Origin of the sequence: Mesorhizobium sp. M6A.T.Ce.TU.002.03.1.1 (genome assembly GCF_003997275.1) — a bacterium.
GTDB lineage: Bacteria > Pseudomonadota > Alphaproteobacteria > Rhizobiales > Rhizobiaceae > Mesorhizobium > Mesorhizobium mediterraneum.
In genome coordinates this window covers 20,113-43,506 of sequence record NZ_RZTI01000001.1, presented here as the reverse complement: position 1 = coordinate 43,506, position 23,394 = coordinate 20,113, and the positions used below count along the sequence as shown (strand labels likewise).

24 protein-coding genes are annotated in these 23,394 nt (G+C 63.5%); 13 read left to right on the top strand and 11 right to left on the bottom strand.

Annotated features, from left to right (window positions below):
• Positions 1-101: 101 nt before the first annotated feature.
• Complete coding sequence (locus EOC93_RS00220; protein WP_127203550.1) at positions 102-1,025, bottom strand: PhnD/SsuA/transferrin family substrate-binding protein; 924 nt, start codon at positions 1,023-1,025, stop codon at positions 102-104.
• A gap of 153 nt (positions 1,026-1,178) precedes the next feature.
• Between EOC93_RS00220 and EOC93_RS00215 the strand changes: the two genes are divergently transcribed.
• From EOC93_RS00215 to EOC93_RS00175, 9 genes are all read left to right on the top strand, one after another.
• Entirely contained in the window at positions 1,179-2,417 is a 1,239-nt protein-coding gene (locus tag EOC93_RS00215) for a phosphopentomutase (protein WP_127203599.1), read from the top strand.
• Positions 2,410-3,318, top strand: a complete 909-nt coding sequence (gene mutM / locus EOC93_RS00210; protein ID WP_127203549.1) for a bifunctional DNA-formamidopyrimidine glycosylase/DNA-(apurinic or apyrimidinic site) lyase — start codon at positions 2,410-2,412, stop codon at positions 3,316-3,318. Before EOC93_RS00215 ends, mutM begins: the two co-directional genes overlap by 8 nt.
• Positions 3,319-3,388: 70 nt before the next feature.
• Positions 3,389-4,162 (top strand): enoyl-CoA hydratase, encoded by a 774-nt coding sequence (locus EOC93_RS00205; protein ID WP_127203548.1) that lies wholly within the window; start codon positions 3,389-3,391, stop codon positions 4,160-4,162.
• Between the two features lie 181 nt (positions 4,163-4,343).
• Positions 4,344-4,610, top strand: coding sequence for a 30S ribosomal protein S20 (gene rpsT, locus EOC93_RS00200; protein ID WP_095487906.1), 267 nt, complete (start codon positions 4,344-4,346; stop codon positions 4,608-4,610).
• A 920-nt stretch (positions 4,611-5,530) separates the two neighbouring features.
• A complete protein-coding gene (gene dnaA / locus EOC93_RS00195) occupies positions 5,531-7,003 on the top strand; it encodes a chromosomal replication initiator protein DnaA (protein ID WP_245329992.1) in 1,473 nt (490 codons plus the stop codon).
• Positions 7,004-7,294: 291 nt separating this feature from the next.
• The gene (gene dnaN, locus EOC93_RS00190; protein WP_095487902.1) at positions 7,295-8,413 is read left to right on the top strand and encodes a DNA polymerase III subunit beta; all 1,119 of its coding nucleotides are present in this window, start codon (positions 7,295-7,297) and stop codon (positions 8,411-8,413) included.
• 25 nt (positions 8,414-8,438) lie between these two features.
• On the top strand, positions 8,439-9,611 hold the full coding sequence (recF, locus tag EOC93_RS00185) for a DNA replication/repair protein RecF (RefSeq protein ID WP_127203547.1): 1,173 nt from the start codon (positions 8,439-8,441) through the stop codon (positions 9,609-9,611).
• Positions 9,612-9,642: 31 nt separating this feature from the next.
• Positions 9,643-10,398 carry a molybdopterin-synthase adenylyltransferase MoeB gene (locus tag EOC93_RS00180; protein WP_095487898.1) on the top strand — a complete coding sequence of 252 codons (756 nt, stop codon included), beginning with the start codon at positions 9,643-9,645 and terminating at the stop codon, positions 10,396-10,398.
• Positions 10,399-10,401: 3 nt separating this feature from the next.
• A complete protein-coding gene (locus EOC93_RS00175; protein WP_127203546.1) occupies positions 10,402-10,884 on the top strand; it encodes a GNAT family N-acetyltransferase in 483 nt (160 codons plus the stop codon).
• Between the two features lie 128 nt (positions 10,885-11,012).
• Here EOC93_RS00175 and EOC93_RS00165 read toward each other — a convergent pair whose 3' ends face one another.
• The 8 genes from EOC93_RS00165 to EOC93_RS00130 form a co-directional block, all read right to left on the bottom strand.
• Positions 11,013-11,912, bottom strand: coding sequence for a homocysteine S-methyltransferase family protein (locus EOC93_RS00165; RefSeq protein WP_127203544.1), 900 nt, complete (start codon positions 11,910-11,912; stop codon positions 11,013-11,015).
• Positions 11,909-12,601 carry a GntR family transcriptional regulator gene (locus tag EOC93_RS00160; protein ID WP_127203543.1) on the bottom strand — a complete coding sequence of 231 codons (693 nt, stop codon included), beginning with the start codon at positions 12,599-12,601 and terminating at the stop codon, positions 11,909-11,911. The genes EOC93_RS00165 and EOC93_RS00160 overlap by 4 nt, the downstream gene beginning before the upstream one ends.
• 11 nt (positions 12,602-12,612) lie before the next feature.
• Positions 12,613-13,389 (bottom strand): ATP-binding cassette domain-containing protein, encoded by a 777-nt coding sequence (locus EOC93_RS00155; RefSeq protein ID WP_126103743.1) that lies wholly within the window; start codon positions 13,387-13,389, stop codon positions 12,613-12,615.
• A complete protein-coding gene (locus tag EOC93_RS00150; RefSeq protein WP_127203542.1) occupies positions 13,386-14,072 on the bottom strand; it encodes an ABC transporter permease subunit in 687 nt (228 codons plus the stop codon). The genes EOC93_RS00155 and EOC93_RS00150 overlap by 4 nt, the downstream gene beginning before the upstream one ends.
• Before the next feature lies 1 nt (position 14,073).
• Complete coding sequence (locus EOC93_RS00145) at positions 14,074-14,793, bottom strand: ABC transporter permease subunit (RefSeq protein WP_245461338.1); 720 nt, start codon at positions 14,791-14,793, stop codon at positions 14,074-14,076.
• 7 nt (positions 14,794-14,800) lie between these two features.
• Positions 14,801-15,658 (bottom strand): transporter substrate-binding domain-containing protein, encoded by an 858-nt coding sequence (locus EOC93_RS00140; protein ID WP_127203541.1) that lies wholly within the window; start codon positions 15,656-15,658, stop codon positions 14,801-14,803.
• Between the two features lie 33 nt (positions 15,659-15,691).
• The gene (locus EOC93_RS00135) at positions 15,692-16,879 is read right to left on the bottom strand and encodes a M20 family metallopeptidase (protein WP_127203540.1); all 1,188 of its coding nucleotides are present in this window, start codon (positions 16,877-16,879) and stop codon (positions 15,692-15,694) included.
• Between the two features lie 303 nt (positions 16,880-17,182).
• Complete coding sequence (locus EOC93_RS00130) at positions 17,183-18,184, bottom strand: D-glycerate dehydrogenase (protein ID WP_095487885.1); 1,002 nt, start codon at positions 18,182-18,184, stop codon at positions 17,183-17,185.
• Positions 18,185-18,342: 158 nt separating this feature from the next.
• Between EOC93_RS00130 and EOC93_RS00125 the strand changes: the two genes are divergently transcribed.
• Complete coding sequence (locus EOC93_RS00125) at positions 18,343-18,900, top strand: SH3 domain-containing protein (protein ID WP_095487883.1); 558 nt, start codon at positions 18,343-18,345, stop codon at positions 18,898-18,900.
• Positions 18,901-18,971: 71 nt separating this feature from the next.
• On the opposite strand, the gene irrA is transcribed toward EOC93_RS00125, so the two are convergent.
• On the bottom strand, positions 18,972-19,403 hold the full coding sequence (gene irrA / locus EOC93_RS00120; protein WP_006337949.1) for an iron response transcriptional regulator IrrA: 432 nt from the start codon (positions 19,401-19,403) through the stop codon (positions 18,972-18,974).
• 243 nt (positions 19,404-19,646) lie between these two features.
• Here irrA and fabA point away from each other — a divergent pair, with 243 nt between their 5' ends.
• From fabA to fabI, 3 genes are all read left to right on the top strand, one after another.
• Positions 19,647-20,165, top strand: coding sequence for a 3-hydroxyacyl-[acyl-carrier-protein] dehydratase FabA (fabA, locus tag EOC93_RS00115; protein WP_023802127.1), 519 nt, complete (start codon positions 19,647-19,649; stop codon positions 20,163-20,165).
• A 117-nt stretch (positions 20,166-20,282) separates the two neighbouring features.
• Positions 20,283-21,503, top strand: a complete 1,221-nt coding sequence (gene fabB, locus EOC93_RS00110; RefSeq protein ID WP_095487881.1) for a beta-ketoacyl-ACP synthase I — start codon at positions 20,283-20,285, stop codon at positions 21,501-21,503.
• 13 nt (positions 21,504-21,516) lie between these two features.
• The gene (gene fabI / locus EOC93_RS00105; RefSeq protein ID WP_095487879.1) at positions 21,517-22,329 is read left to right on the top strand and encodes an enoyl-ACP reductase FabI; all 813 of its coding nucleotides are present in this window, start codon (positions 21,517-21,519) and stop codon (positions 22,327-22,329) included.
• 39 nt (positions 22,330-22,368) lie between these two features.
• Here fabI and EOC93_RS00100 read toward each other — a convergent pair whose 3' ends face one another.
• On the bottom strand, positions 22,369-23,382 hold the full coding sequence (locus EOC93_RS00100; protein ID WP_127203539.1) for a class I SAM-dependent methyltransferase: 1,014 nt from the start codon (positions 23,380-23,382) through the stop codon (positions 22,369-22,371).
• Positions 23,383-23,394 lie beyond the last annotated feature (12 nt).

The following is a 23,394-nucleotide window of genomic DNA, read 5'->3' as shown; positions in this document are numbered from 1 at the left end:
CGGCGGACTCTCAAATCGAGCCGCACCGCCGCTCCATTTTTTGAACTCGGATTGACACAGAACCGGTCTTCTTTTTTGCTCCGATGCTCCGACGCCGGTTGCTATTGCTGTCGATGGTTGCCTGACACCAGGCGCACGATCGCCGCGGCCATCGCGTAGTCATCCGGACTGGCGACGGCGAAGCCGCCGGAATGTTTCCATTCCAGAAGATCGTAGACATCCGGCGACATCGATCTGAGATTGATGAGGAACACGGTGAGCCGCCGTTTGGCTTCGGGGTCGAGATCGCTGCGGACGGCATGGGGACCATATCGCAGCACGCCGGACGTCCACACGACCCGAAGTGCTGCTTTCGAAATCCCTGCCATTTCCAGCCTGGCCACCGTGCCGCCCGGAACATCCGGCTGGCCATCGGCCATCGCCGGCATCCAGCCGAACAGGGCATCGGCCTCACCATCGACCAGCATCATTTCAGCCGCCGCAGCCGAACTGGCGTGCGTCAGAAATGGTGCGTCCTCGGCAACCTTGACGCCTTCGGCGGCCAGCCCGGCAAGTGGCAAGAGAGAACCGCCGACGCTGTCCGGGGGCGCCATGGCGACCCGATGTGCTTCCATCGCGGCCAGATCCGGGACCTTGCCGTCCCGCGTCAGCAAGACGGAGCGGATGCCGACCGCGCCGTCGGAATCGACAGGCGCCACAAGAGGCTCGACGCATTCGCAACGTTCGGATGCGGTGGCGTAGGCGGTCGCCGAATAGACCGCATATTCGATCTGGGCATTGGCCTGCGCCTCGATCAGCGCCGCGTAGTCGCGGGCAACGACAAACTCCACCCTCATGCCGAGCGCCTTGGTGTAGGCATCCGTCAACAGCTCAAGACCTGGAACGGTGTTGCCGGCGCCGGGCTCGGCAACGATGCCGACACGAAACGTGCCGATGTCGTCCCGCCAATCGGCGCGCGCCGGGTTTGACCAGGATGCGCCCAGCATCGTCATGATGGCTACGGAGGCCTTCAAGGCATGCCTCATGTGAGTCCCCGCTCGCCTTTCATCGGTCCATGCCTATGCCGGCATTTCGCGGCATCTCAACTATCGCGCCAAGCCGTCTGGTTCCGAATTGCCAATGGCGCCGCGGAACCCTATGTCTGGGCGGACGGACAGACAATAATAATGAACCCTGCAATGGCGCGCGCCTTCCTTTTCGTTCTCGATTCCTTCGGCATCGGCGGCGCGGCCGACGCCGAGCGCTATGGCGACGCCGGTTCCAACACGTTCGGACACATCGCCAGAGCCTGCGCGGAAGGCCGGGCGGATCGCGAGGGGCTGCGCAAAGGACCGCTTTTCATACCCAATATGCTCTCGCTCGGTCTGGGTCACGCGGCAAAAACCGCGACAGGATTCAGCATCGAAAGCGGCGGCAAGGCCCAGCTCGCCTCCGCCTTCCATGGCGCAGCGCAGGAGATTTCAAGCGGCAAGGACACGCCGTCGGGCCATTGGGAAATCGCCGCCTTGCCAGTCCGGTTCGACTGGGGCTATTTCCTGAACACGGTTCCCGCCTTTCCAGCCGAGCTGACCGAAGCAATCATCCGCGAAGGAGAGGTGCCGGGCGTTCTCGGAAATTGCCATGCCCCGGGTACCGAGATCATCGAACGGCTCGGTGAGGAGCATATACGCACCGGCAAGCCGATCTGCTACACTTCGGTCGACTCCGTTCTGCAGATCGCCGCGCATGAAGTTCACTTCGGCCTGGAACGGCTCTACGAATTCTGCAAGGTGGTGCGCAGGCTGGTCGATCCGCTGAACATCGGACGGGTGATCGCGCGACCTTTCATTGGGGAAACCGCCGCGAGCTTCGAACGGACGCACAACCGCCGGGACTATTCGGTGCCGCCGCCCGAACCAACCCTGCTCGACCGGCTGACGGCGCGCGGCAGCCGGGTCATCGCGGTCGGCAAGATCGGCGATATCTTCGCCCATCGCGGCATTTCGGAAGTGCGCAAGGCCGCCGGCAACATGGCGATGTTCGACAAGGCGCTCGGCGCGATGGATGACGCGGGCGACGGCGATCTCGTCTTCGCCAATTTCGTCGACTTCGACACCGAGTTCGGCCATCGGCGCGACGTTGCCGGCTATGCCGCCGCGCTCGAGGCCTTCGACCGGCGGCTGCCGGAGGCGCTTGCGCGGCTGAGGCACGGCGATCTTCTCATCCTCACGGCCGACCATGGCAACGATCCCACCTGGCACGGCACCGATCATACGCGCGAACGCATTCCGGTGATCGGCACGGGACCAGGTTTTGGCGGCGACATTGGGCTCAGAACGACGTTCGCCGACATCGGTGAAACGGTCGCCGAGCATCTTGGGCTGGCACGCGGCCGCCACGGCACCTCCTTTTATGCAACGATAGGCGGCCATGCCTGAATTGCCTGAGGTCGAAACGGTCCGGCGTGGCCTGCAGGCGGTCCTGGAAGGCGCCCGCATCGCACGCGTCGAGGCGCGCCGGCCCGACCTGCGCTTTCCGTTTCCTGAAAAATTCTCGGAGAGGCTGACCGGCAAGACGATTACGGCACTCGGTCGCCGGGCCAAATACCTGACGATGTATCTGGCAGGCGGCCCGGTGCTGATCTGCCATCTCGGCATGTCTGGTTCGTTCCGCATCGAAATGTCCGATGACAGCGAAATGCCCGATAACAGCGAAATGTTGGGCGCGTTTTATCACGAGCGCTCGAAAAACGCGGTGCACGACCATGTCGTCTTCTATGTCGTCTCGCCTGAAGGCGTCCGGTCGCGCGTGACCTTCAACGACCCGCGTCGTTTCGGCTTCATGCTGTTTTCGGAAGGGGCGCCCGACACGCATCCGATGCTGGCGGGGCTGGGCGTCGAGCCGACAGGCAATGCGTTGGACGGCGGGCTTCTCGCCTCGCTGCTGAAAGGCCGGAAGTCGCCGCTGAAGGTGGCACTTCTCGATCAGCGGCTGATCGCCGGGCTCGGCAATATCTATGTGTCGGAAGCCCTGTGGCGCGCCAGCCTGTCGCCGTTGCGCGAGTCGGGCACCATCGCAAAGCCTGGAAAGAAGGCCAGACAGCAGAGCGACGCCTTGGCCGAAGCAATCCGCGCCGTGATCGCCGATGCAATCGCCGCCGGCGGATCGTCGCTGCGCGACTATGTGCAGACCGACGGGTCCCTGGGCTATTTCCAGCATTCCTTCGCGGTCTACGATCGCGAGGGCGAACCCTGCTCAAAGCACGGCTGCGGCGGCCACATAGAGCGCGTCGTGCAAAGCGGGCGTTCCACCTTCTATTGCCGGACTTGTCAGTTGTGAGCCAGCCTGGATACCGTGTGTGAGCTGGACGCCAGATGTAAGGTAGATGACCGAGCGAGGAGATACAGTCATGGCCTATGAGACGATCATCGTGGAAACCCGCGGCAAGGTCGGGCTGATCACGCTGAACCGGCCGAAGGCGCTCAATGCGCTGAACTCCCAAATCCTAGCGGAAGTGGTCGCGGCCGTGAACGGCTTCTGCGCGAATGCCGACATCGGCGCGATGGTCATCACCGGTTCCGAAAAGGCCTTCGCGGCAGGTGCGGACATCAAGGAAATGCAGGCGATCTCCTTTGCCGACGCCTATGTGCAGGATTTCTTTGTCGGCTGGGAAGAGTTCACCCGGGCGCGCAAGCCTGTTATCGCGGCAGTGGCCGGCTATGCGCTCGGCGGCGGCTGCGAACTGGCGATGATGTGCGACTTCATCATCGCCGCCGACAACGCCAAGTTCGGCCAGCCCGAGATCACGCTCGGCGTCATGCCGGGAATGGGCGGATCACAGCGCCTAACCCGCTTCGTCGGCAAGTCGAAGGCGATGGACATGTGCCTGACCGGACGGATGATGGATGCCGCGGAGGCCGAGCGTTGCGGCCTGGTGTCGCGCGTCGTGCCTGCCGACGAGCTGATCGAGGAGGCGTTGAAGGCGGCGGCCAAGATAGCCGATTTTTCGCTGCCCTCGGTGATGATGGCGAAAGAGGCCGTCAACCGCGCCTATGAAACGACATTGGCCGAAGGGCTGCGGTTCGAGCGCCGGCTTTTTCACTCCCTGTTTGCGCTCGACGACCAGAAGGAAGGCATGGCCGCCTTTACCGAGAAGCGGAAGCCGAATTTCACGAACCGGTAGATCGTGACGACGGCGGCCGGATGCGAGCGACAACAGCGGCCAAAAAGAAGGCGAAGCAGCGTTGACGCGCCGGAAAAGCTGAACTATAAGCGCACCAACCGAGGCGGCCCTGTGGCTGCCCGTTTGTTTTTTGCGCCCTGCGGCATCCCGCATGCGCCCACCAGATCAGAAGAGAGGCATCATGGCCAATACCTCCTCGGCCAAAAAGGCAACGCGCAAGATCGCCCGTCGCACGGCGATGAACAAGAACCGCCGCTCGCGCGTGCGGACCTATATCCGCCAGGTCGAGGAGGCGCTCGCCTCGGGCGACAAGGCCGCCGCGCAGGCTGCTTTCAAAGTGGCGGAGCCGGAATTGATGCGCGCCGCGACCAAGGGCGTGGTGCACAAGAATACGGCATCCCGTAAGGTGTCGCGCCTGGCCCAGCGGCTCAAGGTGCTGTCGGCCTGATATACCTTTCCAGAACTGATCTTCTTTAAACCCGGCCGCTCGCGCCGGGTTTTTTCGTTTGCCGGCAAGTACTTAAAAAGAATGCTCGCAAACCACACCTCCGCGCGAACTTCAATGTTCAAAATGCTTTGCCGGCATATACATGCCCGCTGATATTCAAGGCCGCTGAAAGCGCCCGCGATGAAAATATCAGCTGTCAAAAACTACCCTTACTTTTCAATAACTTACGGACGGTCCATCCACAGCTTGTTCACATCGCGTGCGGGGGATGGGGGACAATTGCCTGTCAAGAAAATTATTTCAGAAAATTTCGCGCGGCGTGGCCTTTTTCATATTCGCCGGAAAAGGGTTTGAATCACAATGGCTTTGTCAAAATACGCCCGTGCAACACAGGGTTCGAACCCGTCTGCGGTAACCACATTCCTTAAAAATCCGTTAGTCGTGGCCTTGCCCTATCCACAACGATTTCGTTAATGTCGGTCTATCGAGAGGGACGGGCCTGTTGGCCCTTAACCCAGCCTGAATCGGCCAGCAAAAAAGTGGCGGAATTCATGACGTGGATCATTTCCGCGTCGGGTTTGGTTTGTCTTTTTCGATACGGTAGGGGATTGGCGTAACTGTATATGGCAGGTCATGACGCGCCGGCGTTTTCGCCGGACGGCATTGTATTGCCCTGACATGACCAAACGGGCTGGCTCTGAGGAGCCGGCGCCGGTCCCCTGACAACGAGGCGACATCACCTGCCGGCGGCGGCGGTGGTGTCGCAGCGAAGACACGGTCGCCGGAAACATGGATGCAGGAGGCGTATCCCCGGCGGAAAAAGGTACAAAAGGACAAGGAACTCGATCATGCAGAGCGGCATCGAAAGGGAGCTTACGGGCGACCTCCCATTCCCTGGAACCTTAACCGGAGGGGACACTATGTCGGCTTCCAACGATGCGGAACAGAAGTTCGACCGGGTCAAGGCTCAGTTGAAGGCGCGTCTGGGAACCGAAGTCTATTCGAGCTGGTTCGGGCGCATGAAGGTCGCCGAAGCGTCCCGGGGCATTGTCCGCATCTCCGTGCCGACTGCCTTCTTGCGCTCATGGATCAACGGCCACTATCTCGACCTCATCGCCGAGCTGTGGAAACACGAGGATCCCGAAATCCTCAAGATCGAGATCGTCGTGCGCACCGCTACCCGCCCGGGGCGCAATGGCGTCGAGCCCGAACTGGCCCCAGCGCGCAAGATGACAAGGCAAGCGCAAACGGCGCTGGCCGCTGGAACAGCGGGCCCCGGCAGGGTGGAGCGGGTGCCGGCACCTCGCTCGGGAATGCCTGCAGAGACCGAGTTCAGGCACAATGTGCTCGGTTCGCCGCTTGACCCGCGCTATACGTTCGGCTCCTTCATCGAGGGACCGTCGAACCGGGTGGCCTTCGCCGCCGCCAAGGCGGTGGCGGAATCGCAGTCGAGCGCGGTGCGCTTCAATCCGCTCTTTCTTCACGCGACGGTGGGGCTGGGCAAGACGCACCTGTTGCAGGCGATCGCGGCGGAATCGCTGAAGCAGAATCCAAAGTCGCGCGTCGTCTATCTCACGGCCGAATATTTCATGTGGCGGTTCGCCACCGCGATCCGCGACAACAATGCGCTGACGCTGAAGGAGCAGCTGCGCGACATCGACCTCCTCATCATCGACGACATGCAGTTCCTGCAAGGCAAGTCGATCCAGCATGAATTCTGCCATCTGATCAACATGCTGCTCGACAGCGCCAAGCAGGTGGTGGTTGCCGCCGACCGGCCGCCGTCGGAACTGGAATCGCTGGAGCCCCGCGTCCGCTCGCGCCTCAACGGCGGCGTCGCGCTCGAAATGTCGGCGCCGGATTTCGCCATGCGCATCGGCATGCTCAAGCTGCGCCTTGCCACCGCAAAGGCTGACGATGCATCGCTCGACATCTCGGAGGAGATCCTCAACCATGTCGCCCGCACGGTGACCGGCAGCGGACGCGAACTCGAAGGCGCGTTCAACCAGCTTCTGTTCCGCCAGTCGTTCGAACCGCAGATCACCATCGACCGCATCGACGAGATCCTCGGCCACATCTATCGTTCGGGCGAGCCGAAGCGGGTGCGCATCGAGGACATCCAGCGCATCGTCGCGCGCCATTACAATGTTTCGAAGACAGAACTTCTGTCCAACCGGCGCACGCGTACGATCGTCAAGCCGCGGCAGGTCGCCATGTACCTGTCGAAGGTTATGACACCGCGCTCCTTGCCGGAGATCGGACGGCGTTTCGGTGGCCGCGACCACACGACGGTGCTGCATGCCGTGCGCAAGATCGAGGATCTTTCAGGCGTCGACAACACGCTGGCGCAGGAGCTCGAACTGCTGAGAAGACTGATCAACGATCAAGCCTGACCGGCCCGAAAAACAAAGCGTGTCGTGTGGCTGCGACGCGCTTGAAATCTACGTTTTTATGCATGTCGTTGCCTCAAAACCGCTGCGCACTTTTGGGCGACAAGCATTGGCTTGCGGGCTTCGCCAGCTTTATCCCCAGAAAGCCTGCGTAACCGGCTCGAACCGGTGGCGTGGGCTTGCGCTTGCGGGGTTTTTCCTATCAGTTTATGCAGATTCTGAGCCTGTTCAGACCTTTCGCGGGGCACCGCTTGCCGGAGACCCGCTCATTCATTCAAGCGAGCCTGTTTCGTCATGCGTGTTATCTTGGAACGGTCAAATCTCCTGAAGTCGCTCAATCACGTTCATCGCGTGGTCGAGCGGCGCAACACCATACCGATTCTGTCGAATGTGCTGCTGAGCGCCGAAGGCGCCACCCTCGAGATGAAGGCGACCGACCTCGATCTGGAGGTGACCGAAGCCACGCCTGCCAAGGTCGAGCGCGGCGGGGCGACGACGGTTCCGGCGCATCTGCTCTACGACATCGTGCGCAAGCTCGCCGACGGCGCTGAGGTCATGCTGAAGACCGACGAGGACGGCAACGCCATGACGGTGACCTCGGGCCGCTCGAGCTTCCGTCTCCAATGCCTGCCGCAATCCGATTTCCCGGAGCTTTCGGCCGGATCGTTCTCGCATATCTTCCGGCTCGATTCGGTTGCGCTCAGGGGCCTGATCGAGAAGACCCAATTCGCCATCTCCACCGAAGAGACGCGTTACTACCTGAACGGCATCTATCTGCACACACATGATGCCGACGGCAAGCTGAAGCTGCGCTCGGTAGCGACCGACGGACATCGACTGGCGCGCGCCGAGATCGACGCGCCGGCAGGGTCCGAGGGCATGCCGGGCATCATCATTCCGCGCAAGACGGTCAGCGAGCTGCAAAAACTTGTCGATGACCCTGATATCGCCGTGACCACCGAATTGTCCGACACCAAGATCCGCTTCACCATCGGCAGTGTGGTTTTGACATCGAAGCTGATCGACGGCACCTTCCCGGACTATCAGCGGGTCATCCCCACCGGCAACGACAAGAAGCTGATCATCGACCGTCAGAGTTTCGCCGCCGCCGTCGACCGCGTCTCGACCATCTCCTCCGAGCGCGGCCGCGCGGTGAAGCTTTCGATTGGAGAAGGCCAGGTCACGCTTGCGGTCAACAATCCGGATTCAGGCAGCGCCACCGAAGAACTGGCTGCGGATTATTCGTCCGACGCGATCGAAATCGGCTTCAATGCCAAATATCTGCTCGACGTCGCAGCCCAGTTGACCGGCACTGAGGCAAAATTCATGCTGGCGGACGCCGGTTCGCCAACGCTGATCCACGACATGGCCGACGAAACCACGCTCTACGTGCTGATGCCGATGCGGGTGTAGGCCTGAACGAGGCCATCTTGCTGTCATGACCGGAGTTGCGAAGCAGTCTGCGCACGACCAGCAGACTCGTATAAGTAAGCTATCGCTTACGAATTTCCGCAACTACGCAACGCTGTCGATCGACATCGACCCCGGCGCCGTGATTTTTTCCGGTGACAATGGCGCCGGCAAAACCAATCTGCTGGAAGCGATTTCCCTGCTGACGCCGGGTCGCGGCCTGCGCCGCGCACCTTATGCCGACGTGGCGCGCGAAGGCGGCGACGGCGGCTTTGCCATCCATGCCCGGCTCGATGGGCCGGACGGCCCGGTCGAGATCGGCACCGGCATTGCAGGCGGCGCCGCCGCCGGCGAGGGCGGCCGGCGGGTGCGGATCAATGGCGCGGCAGCGCGCTCGGCGGAGGACATGCTGGAATGGCTGCGCGTCGTCTGGCTGACACCGGCGATGGATGCGTTGTTCACCGGGCCGGCCGCAGACCGCCGGCGCTTTCTCGACCGTCAGGTGCTGGCGATCGATCCCGGCCACGGCCAGCGCGCGCTCGACTACGAAAAAGCGATGCGCGGCCGCAATCGGCTGCTCGCCGAAGGCTCGCGTGACGGCGCCTGGTTCGACGCGATCGAGACGCAAATGGCCGAAACCGGTGTGGCGATTGCCGCCGCGCGTGCCGAACTGGTGCGCCTGCTTGCCGCGATGATCGACAGGCTGCCAAGCGCGGGTCCGTTTCCGCAAGCCGATATCGGCCTGTCGGGCGCGTTGGAAAGCGAAGTCGGAACCACCGCGGCCGTCGATGTCGAGGAGCGGTTCCGCCGCGCCCTTGCCGAAGGCCGCGATCGCGACCGCGCCGCCGGGCGCACGCTAGACGGCCCGCACCGTTCGGATCTCGTGGTGAGGCACCGGCCCAAGGCGATGCCGGCCGAACTCTGTTCGACCGGCGAGCAGAAGGCGCTGCTGGTCGGCATGGTCCTGTCGCATGCCCGGCTGACCGGCGAGATGTCGGGCATGACGCCGATCCTGCTGCTCGACGAGATCGCCGCCCATCTCGACGCAGGCCGGCGCGCCGCGCTGTTCTCGATCCTCGAAGAGCTGAACTGCCAGGCTTTCATGACCGGGACCGATGCGGCGCTGTTTTCCAGTCTCAAGGGACGCGCGCAGTTCCTGACCGTCGATCACGGCACGGTTGGGCCAACCAAAGACGCCTGACAAGATTTCTCGGCAGCTATATTGTCTTGCAATGAACATCACCGCGCTCACCGACGAAGAGCTTGAACGCTACGCCCGCCACATCGTGCTGCCCGAGATCGGTGGCGCCGGCCAGCAGCGACTGAAGCGTGCGCGGGTCCTGGTCATCGGCGCCGGCGGGCTGGGGGCGCCGGTGCTCGAATATCTTGCCGCCGCCGGCGTCGGCACGCTCGGGATCGTCGACGACGACAGCGTCTCGCTGTCAAACCTGCAAAGACAGGTGATCCACGGCACCGAGACTGTCGGCATGGCGAAAACCGACAGTGCCAAAGCGGCGATCGCCCGTATCAATCCCAACGTCGCCGTGGAACTGCACAATCTCAGGCTGACGGCGGACAACGCCCCTGCTCTCGTCGCCCGCTATGACATCGTCGTCGACGGTTCCGACAATTTCGAAACCCGCTATGCGGTGGCCGACGCCTGCGCCGCGGAAAAGCGGCCGCTGGTACATGCCGCCGTCGGCCGCTTCGACGGCTCGGTGACCGTGCTGAAACCGTTCGAGACCGGCGCGGACGGCAAGCCATATCCAAGCTATCGCGATCTTTTTCCGGAACCGCCGCCGCCCGGCCTGGTGCCATCCTGCGCTGTGGCCGGCGTGCTCGGCGTGCTGACCGGCGTCGTCGGCACGCTGCAGGCAATGGAGGCGATCAAGCTGATCGCCGGCATCGGCGAGCCGCTGGTCGGCCGGCTGCTGCTTTACGATGCGTTGACCGCGCGCTTCGATACGATCCGCTACAAGAGAAACTAGATCTTGGGCAGCCTGGTTTCCATCGCGCAGCTTCCCGCCGATTTCGACCGATGGGACGAGGTGCTGGCGCTGATCATGCGCGCCTTCGCCTCGATGGACGGCGTCATCGATCCGCCATCCTCAGCACATCGGCTCACGGTCGAAAATCTCCGGGACAAGGCTCGGCAAGAGATGGGCTTTTCGGCGCTGAAGGACGGCAGGATTGTCGGCTGCGTTTTTGTTCTGGAGCGGGCCAACGATTTCTACGTCGGAAAGCTCGCCGTTGAACCGGGCTTTCAAGGACAGGGGATTGGCAGCCAACTGATGCAAGCTGTCGAGGATCTTGCCTGCAACCGCGGCAAGCCGGCGATCGAGCTTCAGACGCGGATCGAGCTGACCGGAAATCATGCAGCCTTCGCCCGCCTCGGCTTTCGCGAAACCGAACGGACGGCGCACAACGGCTACGACCGTCCGACCTCGATCACGATGCGCAAATGTCTTTCGTGAATACCCACCCGGGGCAGATGGCGTTGATGGTGGCGCCGAAGCCTGCCTCGGCAAGCCCCTTGGCAAGCGCCCTGCCGATGCCGCGGCTGGCGCCGGTGACAAGAGCCGCTCTGCGCGGCCCACAGGCATCAAAGATGCCCGCAGCGCAGATGCCCGGCCAGATGGTGGATGTGGTCGGCGCCAATCCCGCAGCAGCCGCCGATGATGGAGGCACCCTTCGCGACCCAGCCGTCGGCCCAGCGGCAATAGGATTTCGGATCGAGATCGGCCCGGATATCCGAGATCACCTCGTTGGCCGCGCCGTCCTCGTCCTGGGAGCCGAAGGCGTTGGCATAGACCCCGAGCGGCAGACCGGGGGCGGCAATGCGCGCAGCTTGGAGCGCTGCTCCCATGACCTCGGGCATGGAACAATTGAAGAGCAGCGCCTCCGCCCCCGTGCGCTGTGCGAGACGGGCAGCATCGGCTACGCTCTGCCCGGACCGCAGCTGCGGCTCGGGCACGTCCTGCGGCGCGACATCGTCCCGCAGGGTGAAGGACAGCCAGAGTGGCTTGCCGCTGCCGCGCACCGCCGCGGCGGCGGTGTGGGCCTCCTCCAAGCTGCTCTGGGTCTCGGCGAGCCAACAATCGACGTGGGGCGCGAGGCCCTCAACCAGAACCGAGAGATAGCCATGCGCCAGGTCGGCCTTGAAAAGTTCCGGCTGATAGGAACCGAAGACTGGAGGCAACGATCCAGCTACCTTCACGCCGGGCGTGCCGTCGGCCGCCTCGCGCGCCAGCCTTCCGGCCAGCGACGCCAGCTCGGCGCCGCGCGCACGGAACCGCCCCTCGCCGATGTGGAAGGGCACCAGCGCATAGGAATTGGTGGTGATGACCTTCGCGCCCGCGCGAATATAATCCTCGTGCACCCGGCGGACCATCTCGGGCGCTTCCATCAGCGCCAGCGCGGACCATTCCGGCTGGCGGAAGGGCGCGCCGATGCGCTCGAGTTCGCGGCCCATACCGCCGTCGAGAATGGTGATGTCGTTCATACCTGCTCCTGTTGCGGCGTCGTCGCGCCGCGTCCTTGAAGTTCGTAGAAGCCTGCGACGTCCAGCTCTATCGACTCGGCGATATGGTCGCGGACGGCCTGTTCGGCCGCTTCCGGGCTTCCCCTCATCAGCGCGTCGAACAGGCGCTGGTGATCGCTGACCAGCGGCTGGCGGCAGGGCCAGTGTGCTTCGGACCAGCGATAGAGCCACTCCATCTTGTCGGCCAGAAGCCCGTGGCGACGGATCAGATGCTGGTGCCCGGTCTGCTCGACGAAACTGGCATGGAAGCCGAGATCGGCTGCCACCCGCACATCCGTGCCGCCGTCATTCGCCGCCGGTAGGGCGGCAAAAGCCGCCTCGACCAGATCGGTACCGAGAGCGGCGCGGCGTTGGGCGAGAATGCGGGCGGCCAGACCTTCGAACGCCGCCCGCAATGTGTAGATCTCCCAGATCGCCTGGGCATCGAGCACGGCCACGCGCCAGCTCGAATAGGGCGTGCGCGTCACCAGTTCCTGCGCCTCCATCGCGAAGAGCGCGGAACGCACCGTGCCACGGCCGAGACCGATGCGTTCAGTCAAGGTCAGCTCGGTCAGCACCGCGCCCGGCGCAAAATCGCCACGCACGATCGCCTCGCGTAGCCACTCGGTGGCCTGGTCCTGAAGGCTCTTGCGCTGGATTGGCTGACGCATGTCCGGGGTCCCTAGCGATTGCGGTCGAAATGGCCGCTGAGAAAGGCGCGGCAGCGCTCCGATGCAGGATTGCCAAAGACCTGCCCCGGTGTGCCGGCCTCTTCTATCAGGCCCTGATGCAGGAAGACTACCTGCGAGGAGACCTCGCGCGCAAAGCCCATCTCGTGGGTGACGATCAGCATGGTGCGCCCTTCCGCGGCAAGGGCGCGGATCACCTTCAGGACCTCGCCCACCAGTTCCGGGTCGAGCGCCGAGGTGGGCTCGTCGAACAGGATGGCGCGAGGCCGCTGGGCAAGAGCGCGCGCGATCGCGACCCGCTGCTGCTGCCCGCCCGAAAGATGCGCGGGCCACGCATCGCGCTTTTCGGCGAGGCCTACCTTTTCCAGGAGCGCCGTGGCCTCCTCCACTGCCTCGGCGCGGGGACGGCTCTGGACGAACAGTGGCGCCTCGATGACGTTCTGCAGCACGGTGCGGTGCGGCCACAGATTGAAGTTCTGGAAGACGAAGCCGAGATGTCCGCGCATCTGCCGCGCCACGGCCAGTTGGGCGCGCGACAGACGTCCGCCCGTCGGGGAGAGGCTGTCCTCGCCCACCGACACCGTTCCGACGTCGGGGATCTCCAGCATGGGGATGCAGCGCAGCAGCGTGCTCTTGCCAGAGCCGCTCGCGCCTATCAACGAGATCACGTCGCCGTCCTTGGCGACAAGGTCGATGCCGCGCAGCACCTCGTTGCTGCCGAAGCTCTTGCGCAGGCCGGCGATGGAAAGCGCGGTCGATGGGAGGCTCATGGCGTCTCTCCGAATTGCCAGGGCGAAAGGCGCCGCTCGGCCCAGGCCGAGAGCCGCGTAACCAGAAGCGACAGGGCGAGATAGATCGCCGCCGCGCAGAGGAATATCTCGACCGCCCGCCAGGTTTCCGAGGCGGCGGCGCGGGCTATGCCGGTGACTTCCATCAGCGTGATGGTCGAGACCAGCGCCGTGGATTTGAGGATCGAGATCACCTCGTTGGAATAGGCGGGCAGCGCCTGACGGACGGCTATGGGCAGCGTGATGCGGCGCATGACCGTCAGCCGCGTCATGCCCGAGACGCGCCCTGCTTCGACCGCGCCCCTTGGCACGGCGCGCAACCCCCCGCGCAGAATCTCGGACGTATAGGCGGCATCGTTCAGGATCAGCGCCAGCAGCCCGCACCAATAGGGCTCGCGCAGGAAGGGCCAGAGGAAGCCGTGGCGGATGAAGCCGAAGCCCGCCAGCCCGTAGTAGATCATGAACATCTGGATGAGCAGCGGCGTGCCGCGGAAGACGAAGACATAGGCCGAGGCCAGTGCGTTGCCGACCCTCGTCGTGCGCATGAGGTTGAGGATCAGCGAAAGGCAGAACCCGCCCACAAGCGCCAGGACGCCGAGGTTGAGCGTCAGCGGCAACCCCTTGAGGAGCTGCGTGAGCATGTCCGAGAGAAAGGCGAAATCCATCTCAGAGCCCGCCTTGCTCGTGGCCGCGCAGGCTGCGTCTTTCGGCGAGGCGGAAGACATGATCCGACAGCGTGGTGATGATGAGATAGATGATCGCACCGGCGGCGTAGAACAGGAAATGCTCTTGCGTGGTGCCCGCTGCGACCGCGACCTGGCGCATGGTCTCGACCAACCCCGTCACCGAGACGAGGGCGGATTCCTTGATGACCGACTGCCACTGGTTGCCCATGCCGGGAATTGCGGTGACCAGCGCCTGCGGCGCGATGACCCGCCGAAACAGGATCAGCCGCGTCATGCCGACCACGCGCCCCGCCTCGATCGTGCCCCGGGGCACGGCCTGATAGGCGCCGCGCAGCACCTCGGACTGGTTGGCGGCCGAGATCAGCCCGATCGCCAGCACTCCGGCCAAAAAGCCGCTGATGTCGAACGGCCCCGACAGTCCGAGCGCCGTGCCAATGGCCGTGACGACCTGCCGGCCGCCGAAATAGAACAGGTAGATCACCAGGATATCGGGCACGCCCCGGAAGACCGTGGCGTAGGCCTCGGCCAGCTTGCGCAGCGGCCAGTTGCCCGCCACCCGGGCCCAGGCGATGAGCGTGCCGAAGGCCAACCCGCTCAGGAATGCCGCGACGGAGACATAGAGCGTCATGAGGCCGGCGCGCGCGAGCGCCAGCCCCCATCCGTCGGGCCCGAAGCCGAGAAGTGTCAGATCGGCCTGCACCCTGGCCTCAGAGCGCGGGCGTCACGACCATGCCGAACCATTTTTTCGACAGCTCGACGAGCGTGCCGTCGTCCGACATCGACTTCAGCGCTTTGCTGAGAAGCCCGGCCAGCTCGGCGTCGCCCTTCTGGACGACGAAGGCCGAGCCGCGCCCCATGACGCCGCCCGTGAAGGACGGGCCGGTGGCCTTGGCGGTTTCTGTGTTCTTCTCGAGGAAAGCCGAGATGTTGGTGACCGAGGCGATCCCGGCGTCGAGCCGCCCGTTCAGCAGATCCTGATAGACTTCCGGGCCGGTCTGATAGGTGCGGATCGTCACGCCCTTGTCGGCCAGATACTTGTTCAGGAAGTCTGCCTGGATGGTCGAGACGTGGACGCCCACGGTCTTGCCGTCCAGCACCCCGGCGATCGCCGCGATGGCGGCATCGGTGGCCTTCGTATCGTCGAGGTCGACGAAAGCGCCCGTGCCCGACAGTTCGACGCCGCTTTCCTTCAGCACGACGAAGGTCGAGCCGCCGGTGGTGTAGGGGAGCGAGAAATCGACCACTTCGAGGCGTTTCTCGGTGACGGAGACCGAGTCAACCACCGCATTGTACTTGCCGTCGATGAGGCCCTGGATCATGCCGTCCCAGGCCTGCGAGATCACCTCATAGTCGAAGTCGGCGCGCTTGGCGATCTCGGCCAGCATGTCCAGCTCGAAGCCGTAGAGCTCGCCATTCGGTCGGGTCATATTGAAGGGCGGGAAGGCTCCTTCGGTGGCGAAAACATATTTTTTACGTCCCTGGGCAAGAGCTGTGGCGGGGGCAACGGCGAGCCCGGCAATGGCGGCAAGGCCCATGCGCAGGAAGGTGCTGCGGGTGATTTTCATGCTTGGATCATCCTTGGGAGGAGGGTTGAGGGGTCAGGAAAGAAGATCGACCGCCATGCGCGTGAGCGCGATGGCGCTTTGCCCGATGCAGGCTTCATCGGGCTGATAGTCGGAGTTGTGGACGCGGTCGTCACGGCCGGGCTGGCCCGAACCGATGAATATCTGGACCGAAGGCATGAGTTCGGAGAAATAGGAAAAGTCCTCGGCTCCGAAGCTCGTTCCCGGCTCGACCTGAGGCGTCGCGCCGAACTGATGGCCGAGCACGGAAACCGCACGATCGACCAGCGCATCGTCGTTCATCAGGGGCGGCGCGCCGCGCGCATAGTCGATCTCGACGGCGGCATTGAGCGCCTGCGCCGTGCCTTCGCAGATGCGCCGGAACGCGGCCTCGGCGAGATCGCGCGATCGCGGCGAGCGGCAACGCACCGTGCCCTCGAACATGCAGCTGTCGGGAATGATGTTCTGGGTCGCGCCGCCCTCGATATGGCCGATGGTCAGGACGGCGGACTGCGCGGGGTCCATCTCGCGCGATATCACGGTCTGGAGTTGGGTGATGATGTGGGCGCTGGCGACGATCGGGTCGATGGCGGCATGGGGCCGCGCGGCATGGCCCGACTTGCCGCGCACCACCACCTTGAACTCGTCGCTCGATGCGGTGCTTGCACCGCGGTTCAACAGAACCTGCCCCGCCGGCAGTTCCGGACGGTTGTGGAAGGCGATGGCCATGTCAGCACCTTTGGCGGCACCGTCCGCCACCATGGCCGCCGCGCCGCTCTCCTGCGTCTCCTCGGCGGGCTGAAAAATCAGCCGGACCGAGCCGCGCAGACGCGGCGCCAGCGAGACGAGCGCATGCGCGGCGCCGAGAAGCGAGGCGGTGTGAAGATCGTGCCCGCAGGCATGCATCCTGCCTGGAATGGTCGAAGCATAAGGCAGACCGGTCTGCTCCCCGATCGGCAAGGCATCCATATCGGTCCGCAGGATCAGGCAGGGACCGGGAAAGGCTCCGGATATCTCGGCCACGACGCCGGTGCGGCCGACGCCGGTGCGCGCCTCGATTCCGAGCGCGCCAAGCTCGGCGGCGACCAGGCCGGCCGTGCGGACCGTGTCGAAGCCGGTTTCTGGATGGGCATGGATGTCGCGACGTAGTTCAATGAGGCGAGCCTCGATGGCGCGGATAAGTCCCTCGATCTCGGGGCCGGGGTCGTTGCGGCGTTCAGGCATCAGCTTTTTACACTCTTGCGATGGAAGCCCTTTGCTTGATGCTACTGTCACCTATTGTCAAGGATCGACAATCGACGAGACCGATCGGGAGTAGAATGATTTTCTAAAGCCACATGGGAGCTGCTCCGGGGGCAGCATCTGGGAACCTTGTTTCCCGCGCGACTGCACCGCGTGCAACCGGTGCCGCAAACTTTTGCGTGAGATGGTTGCTCATGCCGAGCCATCCCAGCCGCCTCAAGGCGGGGTCCCTGATCCCCTATCGGGGACCGTAAAGTCTTTGCTGAAGAATTGGACGGCGCCCGGTCACGTCCGCAGCGGCAGTACGCGGTCAGGCGGGCGATGGCCATCGAAGAAGGCGCGGATGTTGATGATCACCTTCTCGCCCATATCGATGCGGCCTTCGAGCGTCGCCGATCCCATATGCGGCAACAGCACGACCTTGCCCTTGGCGGCGAGCTTCAGCAATTTGCTGTTCAGCGCCGGCTCATGCTCGTAGACGTCGAGGCCGGCGCCGGCGATCTTGCCGTCCTGGATCAGCTTGACCAGAGAGTCCTCGTCGATGATATCGCCGCGCGCCGTGTTGACGATGTAAGCGGACGGTTGCAGAAGCGCCAGCCGCCGCGCCGAGAGCAGATGGAAGGTTGCCGGCGTCGACGGACAGTTGACCGAGATGATGTCCATGCGGGCAAGCATCTGGTCGAGGCTTTCCCAGTAGGTTGCCTCCAGCTCATCCTCGACCGCCGGCAGCACGCGATGGCGGTTGTGGTAGTGGATCGACAGCCCAAAAGCCTTGGCCCGCCGGGCGACAGCGGTGCCGATGCGGCCCATGCCGACAATGCCGAGGCGTTTGCCCCAGATCCGCCGGCCGAGCATCCAGGTTGGCGACCAGCCCGCCCACTTCTTGTCGCCGGTCAGCACATTGGCGCCTTCCGCCAGCCGCCGAGGCACCGCCAGCATTAGCGCCATGGTCATGTCGGCCGTATCTTCGGTCAGCACGTTCGGCGTGTTGGTGACGGTAATGCCCTTCTTCGCTGCTGCCGCCACGTCGATCTTGTCGACGCCGTTGCCGAAATTGGCGATCAGCTTGAGGTTGTCGCCAGCCTGAGCGATTAGCGCTGCGTCGATATGATCGGTTATGGTCGGCACCAGCACGTCGGCTTCCTTGACCGCCGCGACCAGTTCCGGCTGCGTCATTGGCCTGTCTTCGACATTCAGTCGGGCGTCGAACAGCTCACGCATGCGGGTCTCGACCGGATCGGGCAGCTTGCGCGTGATGACGACGAGGGGCCTTTTTCTGCCTGCCATTGTTTCCTCAAACCCAACCCTCGTTGAGACCTCTTTAACCAAGACAGGCGAAACTGGAGGCCGGTCGCGGTGCCAGTTCTCCATGTAACAAGAGGTTCCGCCGAAGACAAAGAAAAAGGGGCGCCAAGGCCGATGAGCCGGCGCTGAAAGGAACGAAAGTGTCTGGTTTTGCGTCGCTCCGCCTGACCCTCAGCGCAGCATTTATCGGCGCTATCCTTTATTCCCCGCTTGCGGCGGCACAGAGTGCGGCAGCACCGGCCCAGAGCGCAACGCTCGGGCCGAGCGGCCTGCCGCTGCCGCGTTTCGTCAGCCTGAAAGCGGGCCGCGTCAACTCCCGCGTCGGACCAGGCGTCAACTATTCCGTCGACTGGATGTACATGAAGCCTGGCCTGCCGATGGAAATCATCCAGGAATTCGACACCTGGCGTCGGGTGCGCGATGCCGACGGCTCTGAAGGCTGGATCAACCAGTCTCTGCTTTCAGGGCGCCGCACGGCGATCGTGGCACCCTGGCAGCGCGGCAAGGATGCTCGAATCAACCTTCTCAACGACCCGGAAAAGGATGCCAGCATCATCGCGATCATCGAGCCGGGCGCCATGGGCACGATCAGGTCCTGTGACGGCCAGTGGTGCGAAATGACCTTCGACGGCCACACCGGCTGGCTCGCCCAGTCGCTTGTCTGGGGCGCCTATCCGGGCGAACGGGTCAAAAACTGACCTCTTCTTGTCGGTTCGGGATCATGGTCTAGCGGCCGAGCCGGGTATCTCGCGACCCAATGACGCGCCGATCAATCGCAGCGTTTGGGACGCAGCCTTACCACGATGTCGACATTGGCGATCTCCATGCCTTCCGGCGGCTCCGGCAGGTTGGAAACCGTGACAGGACCGCTGGCGATATCGAAGATCCTGTTTTCGCCTTCAATGTAGAAATGATGGTGATCGGAGGTGTTGGTGTCGAAGTAGGTCTTTGACCCCTCGACGGCCAGGATGCGCAGAAGGCCCGCCTGGGTGAATTGATGAAGGGCGTTGTAGACGGTGGCGAGCGACACCGGCACGCCGGCGGCGATCGCCTCCTCGTGCAGTTCCTCGGCCGACAGATGGCGGTCGCCCTTGGCGAAAAGCAGATCGGCCAGCGCAATGCGCTGACGCGTCGGCCTCAGCCCAGCTTCGCGAACCCGCTTGTCCACAGCGACATTTTCCTTCCGGCAGCCCAGATCCATCTATCCGTCCAAGCTCATAGTTTCGCCCCAAGATATGCCCAGAATGGCAAAAAACGAACATCGCCCGAAACTGAACACCTCCCGACATATATTCTGTCGGCCGAATACGATCAATAGCGCGCATTGACCCAGGCAGACGGGCAGGTTAAGCGCAAACGCCGGTTTCCGGCCTGAAATAGATTGTGTTAGGAAACCAACGACAAGGGCGCTCTACCGCCCGGGACGATTACGGGGAAGAGATTGATGGCGGTTTCGAAATCCAGCTACGATTACGAAGAACTGCTTGCCTGCGCCCGCGGCGAGCTGTTCGGACCTGGAAACGCCCAACTCCCCTATCCGCCGATGCTGATGTTCGACCGCATCACCGAAATCAGCGAGACGGGCGGTGCCTTCGACAAGGGCTTCATCCGCGCAGAGTTCGACATTAAGCCGGACCTGTGGTTTTTCGCCTGCCACTTCATCGGCAATCCAATCATGCCGGGGTGCCTGGGCCTCGACGCCATGTGGCAATTGACGGGATTCTACCTCGGCTGGCTCGGCGAGCCGGGCAAAGGAATGGCGCTCTCGACCGGCGAGGTGAAGTTCAAGGGCATGGTGACACCGTCGGTCAAGAAGGTGGAGTATGGCGTGGACTTCAAGCGCGTGATGCGCGGCCGGCTGGTGCTTGGTATCGCCGATGGCTGGCTGAAGGCGGATGGCGAACCCATATACGCAGCAACGGACCTCAAGGTGGGTCTGTCCAAGCAATCGGCCGCCGCCTGACCGGCGCCCCCACAGCGCCGCGCGTCCCTGGGACGCGCAAACGAAGCTGTAGAACTTTAATTTGCGCATGATCCGTGTCCAACAGGTTTCGGGTTCAAGCGCTGGAAGGAGTTGCGAATGAGACGGGTGGTAGTGACAGGCCTCGGCATCGTGTCGTCGATCGGCAACAATGCCAACGAGGTGCAGGCCTCGCTCCACGATGCCAAGTCCGGCATCAGCTTCTCTGATTCCTTCGCCGAACACGGCTTCCGCTGTCAGGTCTGGGGAGCGCCGACGCTCGACCCCTCCGCCCTGATCGATCGTCGCGCTATGCGCTTCCTGTCGCAAGGTGCGGCCTGGAACCATGTCGCCATGGACCAGGCTATTGTGGACGCTGGACTTGGTGAGAACGACATCACCAATGAGCGCACCGGCATCGTCATGGGATCGGGCGGACCGTCGACCCGAGCCATCGTCGAAGCGGCCGAAACCACGCTCAAGAATGGCAGCCCCAAGCGCATCGGCCCGTTCGCCGTGCCGAAGGCGATGTCGTCGACCGCTTCAGCGACGCTCGCCACCTGGTTCAAGATCCATGGCGTCAACTATTCGATCTCGTCGGCCTGCTCGACCTCGGCGCATTGCATCGGCAATGGCTACGAACTGATTCAGTGGGGCAAGCAGGACATGGTCTTCGCCGGCGGCCATGAGGATCTCGATTGGACGATGTCGGACCTGTTCGACGCGATGGGCGCCATGTCGTCCAAGTTCAACGACAGGGCGTCGGCCGCCTCGCGCGCCTATGACGTCGATCGCGACGGCTTCGTCATTGCCGGCGGTGCCGGCGTGCTGGTCCTGGAAGAGCTCGAGCACGCCAAGGCACGCGGCGCCAAGATCTACGCCGAGATCGTCGGCTATGGCGCGACCTCAGACGGCTACGACATGGTGGCGCCATCGGGCGAAGGTGCGGTGCGCTGCATGCGGCAGGCGCTGGCGACCACCTCTTCGCCAGTCGACTACATCAACACGCACGGCACTTCGACGCCGGTCGGCGATTCCAGGGAAATGGGCGCGATCCGCGAAGTGTTCGGCGAGAAGATGCCTTTCATCACCTCGACCAAATCGCTGACTGGCCATTCGCTGGGTGCGGCCGGCGTGCAGGAATCGATCTACTCTATCCTGATGATGCAAGGCGGCTTCATCGGCGAGAGCGCTCATATCGAGCAACTCGATCCGGAATTCGAAGGCATGCCGATCGTGCGCACACGCATCGACGACGCCAGGATCGACACTGTTTTGTCCAATTCGTTTGGTTTCGGCGGCACCAACGCAACGCTGATTTTCCAGCGCTATTCCGCATAAGGATTTGCCGACCATGGACGGATTGATGAAGGGCAAGCGCGGGCTTGTCATGGGTGTCGCCAACGATCACTCGATCGCCTGGGGCATCGCCCGGAAACTCTCCGAACATGGGGCGGAACTCGCCTTCACCTATCAAGGCGAGGCCTTCGGGCGCCGGGTCAAGCCGCTCGCCGACAAGCTCGGCGCCTCGCTGGTCGTGCCTTGCGATGTCGAGGACAGCGCATCGGTTGCCGCCACCTTCGAGACCTTGGGCAAGGCCTGGGGCGGGCTGGACTTCGTCGTCCATGCCATTGGCTTTTCCGACAAGAACGAGCTGAAGGGCCTTTACGCCGACACCAGCCGCGACAATTTCGTCCGCACCATGGTCATCTCCTGCTACTCCTTCACAGAGGTCGCCCGTCACGCCGCCGCGCTGATGAAGGACAGTGGCTCGATGATCACGCTGACCTATGCCGGTTCTGTCCGTGTCATGCCGAACTATAACGTCATGGGCGTGGCCAAGGCCGGGCTGGAAGCCAGCGTCCGCTATCTCGCCAACGACTACGGACCGCGCGGCATCAGGGTGAACGGCATATCGGCGGGACCGGTGCGGACACTGGCCGGCGCCGGGATTTCCGACGCACGCCATATGTTTTCCTACCAGCAGCGCAACTCGCCGCTGCGCCGTACAGTGACCATCGACGAAGTCGGTGGCTCCGCGCTCTACCTCCTGTCCGACCTGTCGTCCGGCGTCACCGGCGAAATCCACTATGTCGATTCCGGCTACCACATCGTCTCGATGCCGGCGCTCGACGAGTTGAAGCAGGCCGACACCGGCCGGGAATAATTCGGCCCATAGAAAATGCCTTGGTCCGGTGAACTCCGCTCAGCGGCGCGCCGCCAAAACCTTGAACATCCCGTCGCGGGCGATCTCGGCGTGGCTGGAGAAGGCGGCCGCCAGCACCGGCTCGTAGGGAAGCTGACGGTTCGCCACCATGAACAGCCGCCCACCTGGCTTCAGCGCCTTCGCCGCGGCGCGGATCATGCCGGCACCGATCTCCGGCTCGGTCGCGCGGCTGCGATGGAAGGGCGGGTTCATGACGATGGCGTCATAACGGCGCTCGATCGGCTCGCTCAAAAGATCGATCCAGAAGAAATTGGGTTCCGCCGCTGTATTGCCGATATTGCGTTTCGCCGCCTCCAGCGCCTCGAACTCGGCCTCGTAGAGATCGAGCGCCGAGATGCCGGGTGAGCGGGCGGCGACCTCGGCCGCCACATAGCCCCAGCCGGCGCAGAAATCGGCAATGTTGCCACGCAGGTCGCCGGGCAAATTGTCCACCAGCAATCTCGAACCTGCATCGATCTTATCAAAAGAGAACATGCCTGGTGCGGTGCGGAAACGGCTCTCGACCAGAAGCGTTGGATTGGCGACGCGAAGCGCGGCCGCGGCCGCGGCATCGGCCGGTCGATGGAACCAGAAGGCGATGCCGTGATGTTTCGGCATATGGCCGTCGAGCGTCACAAGCTCGCCGATGCGCTTGCGCAGGCTCGCAATGCCATCGTCCTTGCCGCCGGCGACGGCGATCAGTCCGCCCGGCCTCACACGCTCAATCGCCTCAGCGATGCGCAATTCGTTTTGCCCGTGATGACGGCCGGCAAGCACCAATGCCGCATCGAAACCTTCGCTCTCCGGTCGCGGCGTGACCGTGAAGCCGGCGCCCTGCAGCGCGCGAAAATGCGGGCGGAAGCCTTGCACCAGATGCAGTGTTGCATCGAAGCCTTCGGGCAGGCGGAAACCCGGTTCAGCGCCCAGAAAGAGGACGCGCTCGCCTTTACGCGGCATGGCGACAGCCTCGGCCTCGAACGGGTGGAACAGTGTCTTCAGCGGCTCGGCGGACATTCTTCGATCTCT

Coding starts and splice junctions, on each gene's coding strand:
- EOC93_RS00135 (WP_127203540.1), bottom strand. CDS start 16,879: ATGCCTGAACGCCGCAACGACCCCGGCCCCGAGATCGAGGGACTTATC.
- fabA (WP_023802127.1), top strand. CDS start 19,647: ATGGCGGTTTCGAAATCCAGCTACGATTACGAAGAACTGCTTGCCTGC.
- fabI (WP_095487879.1), top strand. CDS start 21,517: ATGGACGGATTGATGAAGGGCAAGCGCGGGCTTGTCATGGGTGTCGCC.
- EOC93_RS00100 (WP_127203539.1), bottom strand. CDS start 23,382: ATGTCCGCCGAGCCGCTGAAGACACTGTTCCACCCGTTCGAGGCCGAG.
- EOC93_RS00215 (WP_127203599.1), top strand. CDS start 1,179: ATGGCGCGCGCCTTCCTTTTCGTTCTCGATTCCTTCGGCATCGGCGGC.
- dnaA (WP_245329992.1), top strand. CDS start 5,531: ATGTCGGCTTCCAACGATGCGGAACAGAAGTTCGACCGGGTCAAGGCT.
- irrA (WP_006337949.1), bottom strand. CDS start 19,403: ATGGATCTGGGCTGCCGGAAGGAAAATGTCGCTGTGGACAAGCGGGTT.
- EOC93_RS00165 (WP_127203544.1), bottom strand. CDS start 11,912: ATGAACGACATCACCATTCTCGACGGCGGTATGGGCCGCGAACTCGAG.
- EOC93_RS00180 (WP_095487898.1), top strand. CDS start 9,643: ATGAACATCACCGCGCTCACCGACGAAGAGCTTGAACGCTACGCCCGC.
- EOC93_RS00140 (WP_127203541.1), bottom strand. CDS start 15,658: ATGAAAATCACCCGCAGCACCTTCCTGCGCATGGGCCTTGCCGCCATT.
- fabB (WP_095487881.1), top strand. CDS start 20,283: ATGAGACGGGTGGTAGTGACAGGCCTCGGCATCGTGTCGTCGATCGGC.
- dnaN (WP_095487902.1), top strand. CDS start 7,295: ATGCGTGTTATCTTGGAACGGTCAAATCTCCTGAAGTCGCTCAATCAC.
- EOC93_RS00205 (WP_127203548.1), top strand. CDS start 3,389: ATGGCCTATGAGACGATCATCGTGGAAACCCGCGGCAAGGTCGGGCTG.
- EOC93_RS00220 (WP_127203550.1), bottom strand. CDS start 1,025: ATGAGGCATGCCTTGAAGGCCTCCGTAGCCATCATGACGATGCTGGGC.
- mutM (WP_127203549.1), top strand. CDS start 2,410: ATGCCTGAATTGCCTGAGGTCGAAACGGTCCGGCGTGGCCTGCAGGCG.
- rpsT (WP_095487906.1), top strand. CDS start 4,344: ATGGCCAATACCTCCTCGGCCAAAAAGGCAACGCGCAAGATCGCCCGT.
- EOC93_RS00130 (WP_095487885.1), bottom strand. CDS start 18,184: ATGGCAGGCAGAAAAAGGCCCCTCGTCGTCATCACGCGCAAGCTGCCC.
- recF (WP_127203547.1), top strand. CDS start 8,439: ATGACCGGAGTTGCGAAGCAGTCTGCGCACGACCAGCAGACTCGTATA.
- EOC93_RS00160 (WP_127203543.1), bottom strand. CDS start 12,601: ATGCGTCAGCCAATCCAGCGCAAGAGCCTTCAGGACCAGGCCACCGAG.
- EOC93_RS00155 (WP_126103743.1), bottom strand. CDS start 13,389: ATGAGCCTCCCATCGACCGCGCTTTCCATCGCCGGCCTGCGCAAGAGC.
- EOC93_RS00150 (WP_127203542.1), bottom strand. CDS start 14,072: ATGGATTTCGCCTTTCTCTCGGACATGCTCACGCAGCTCCTCAAGGGG.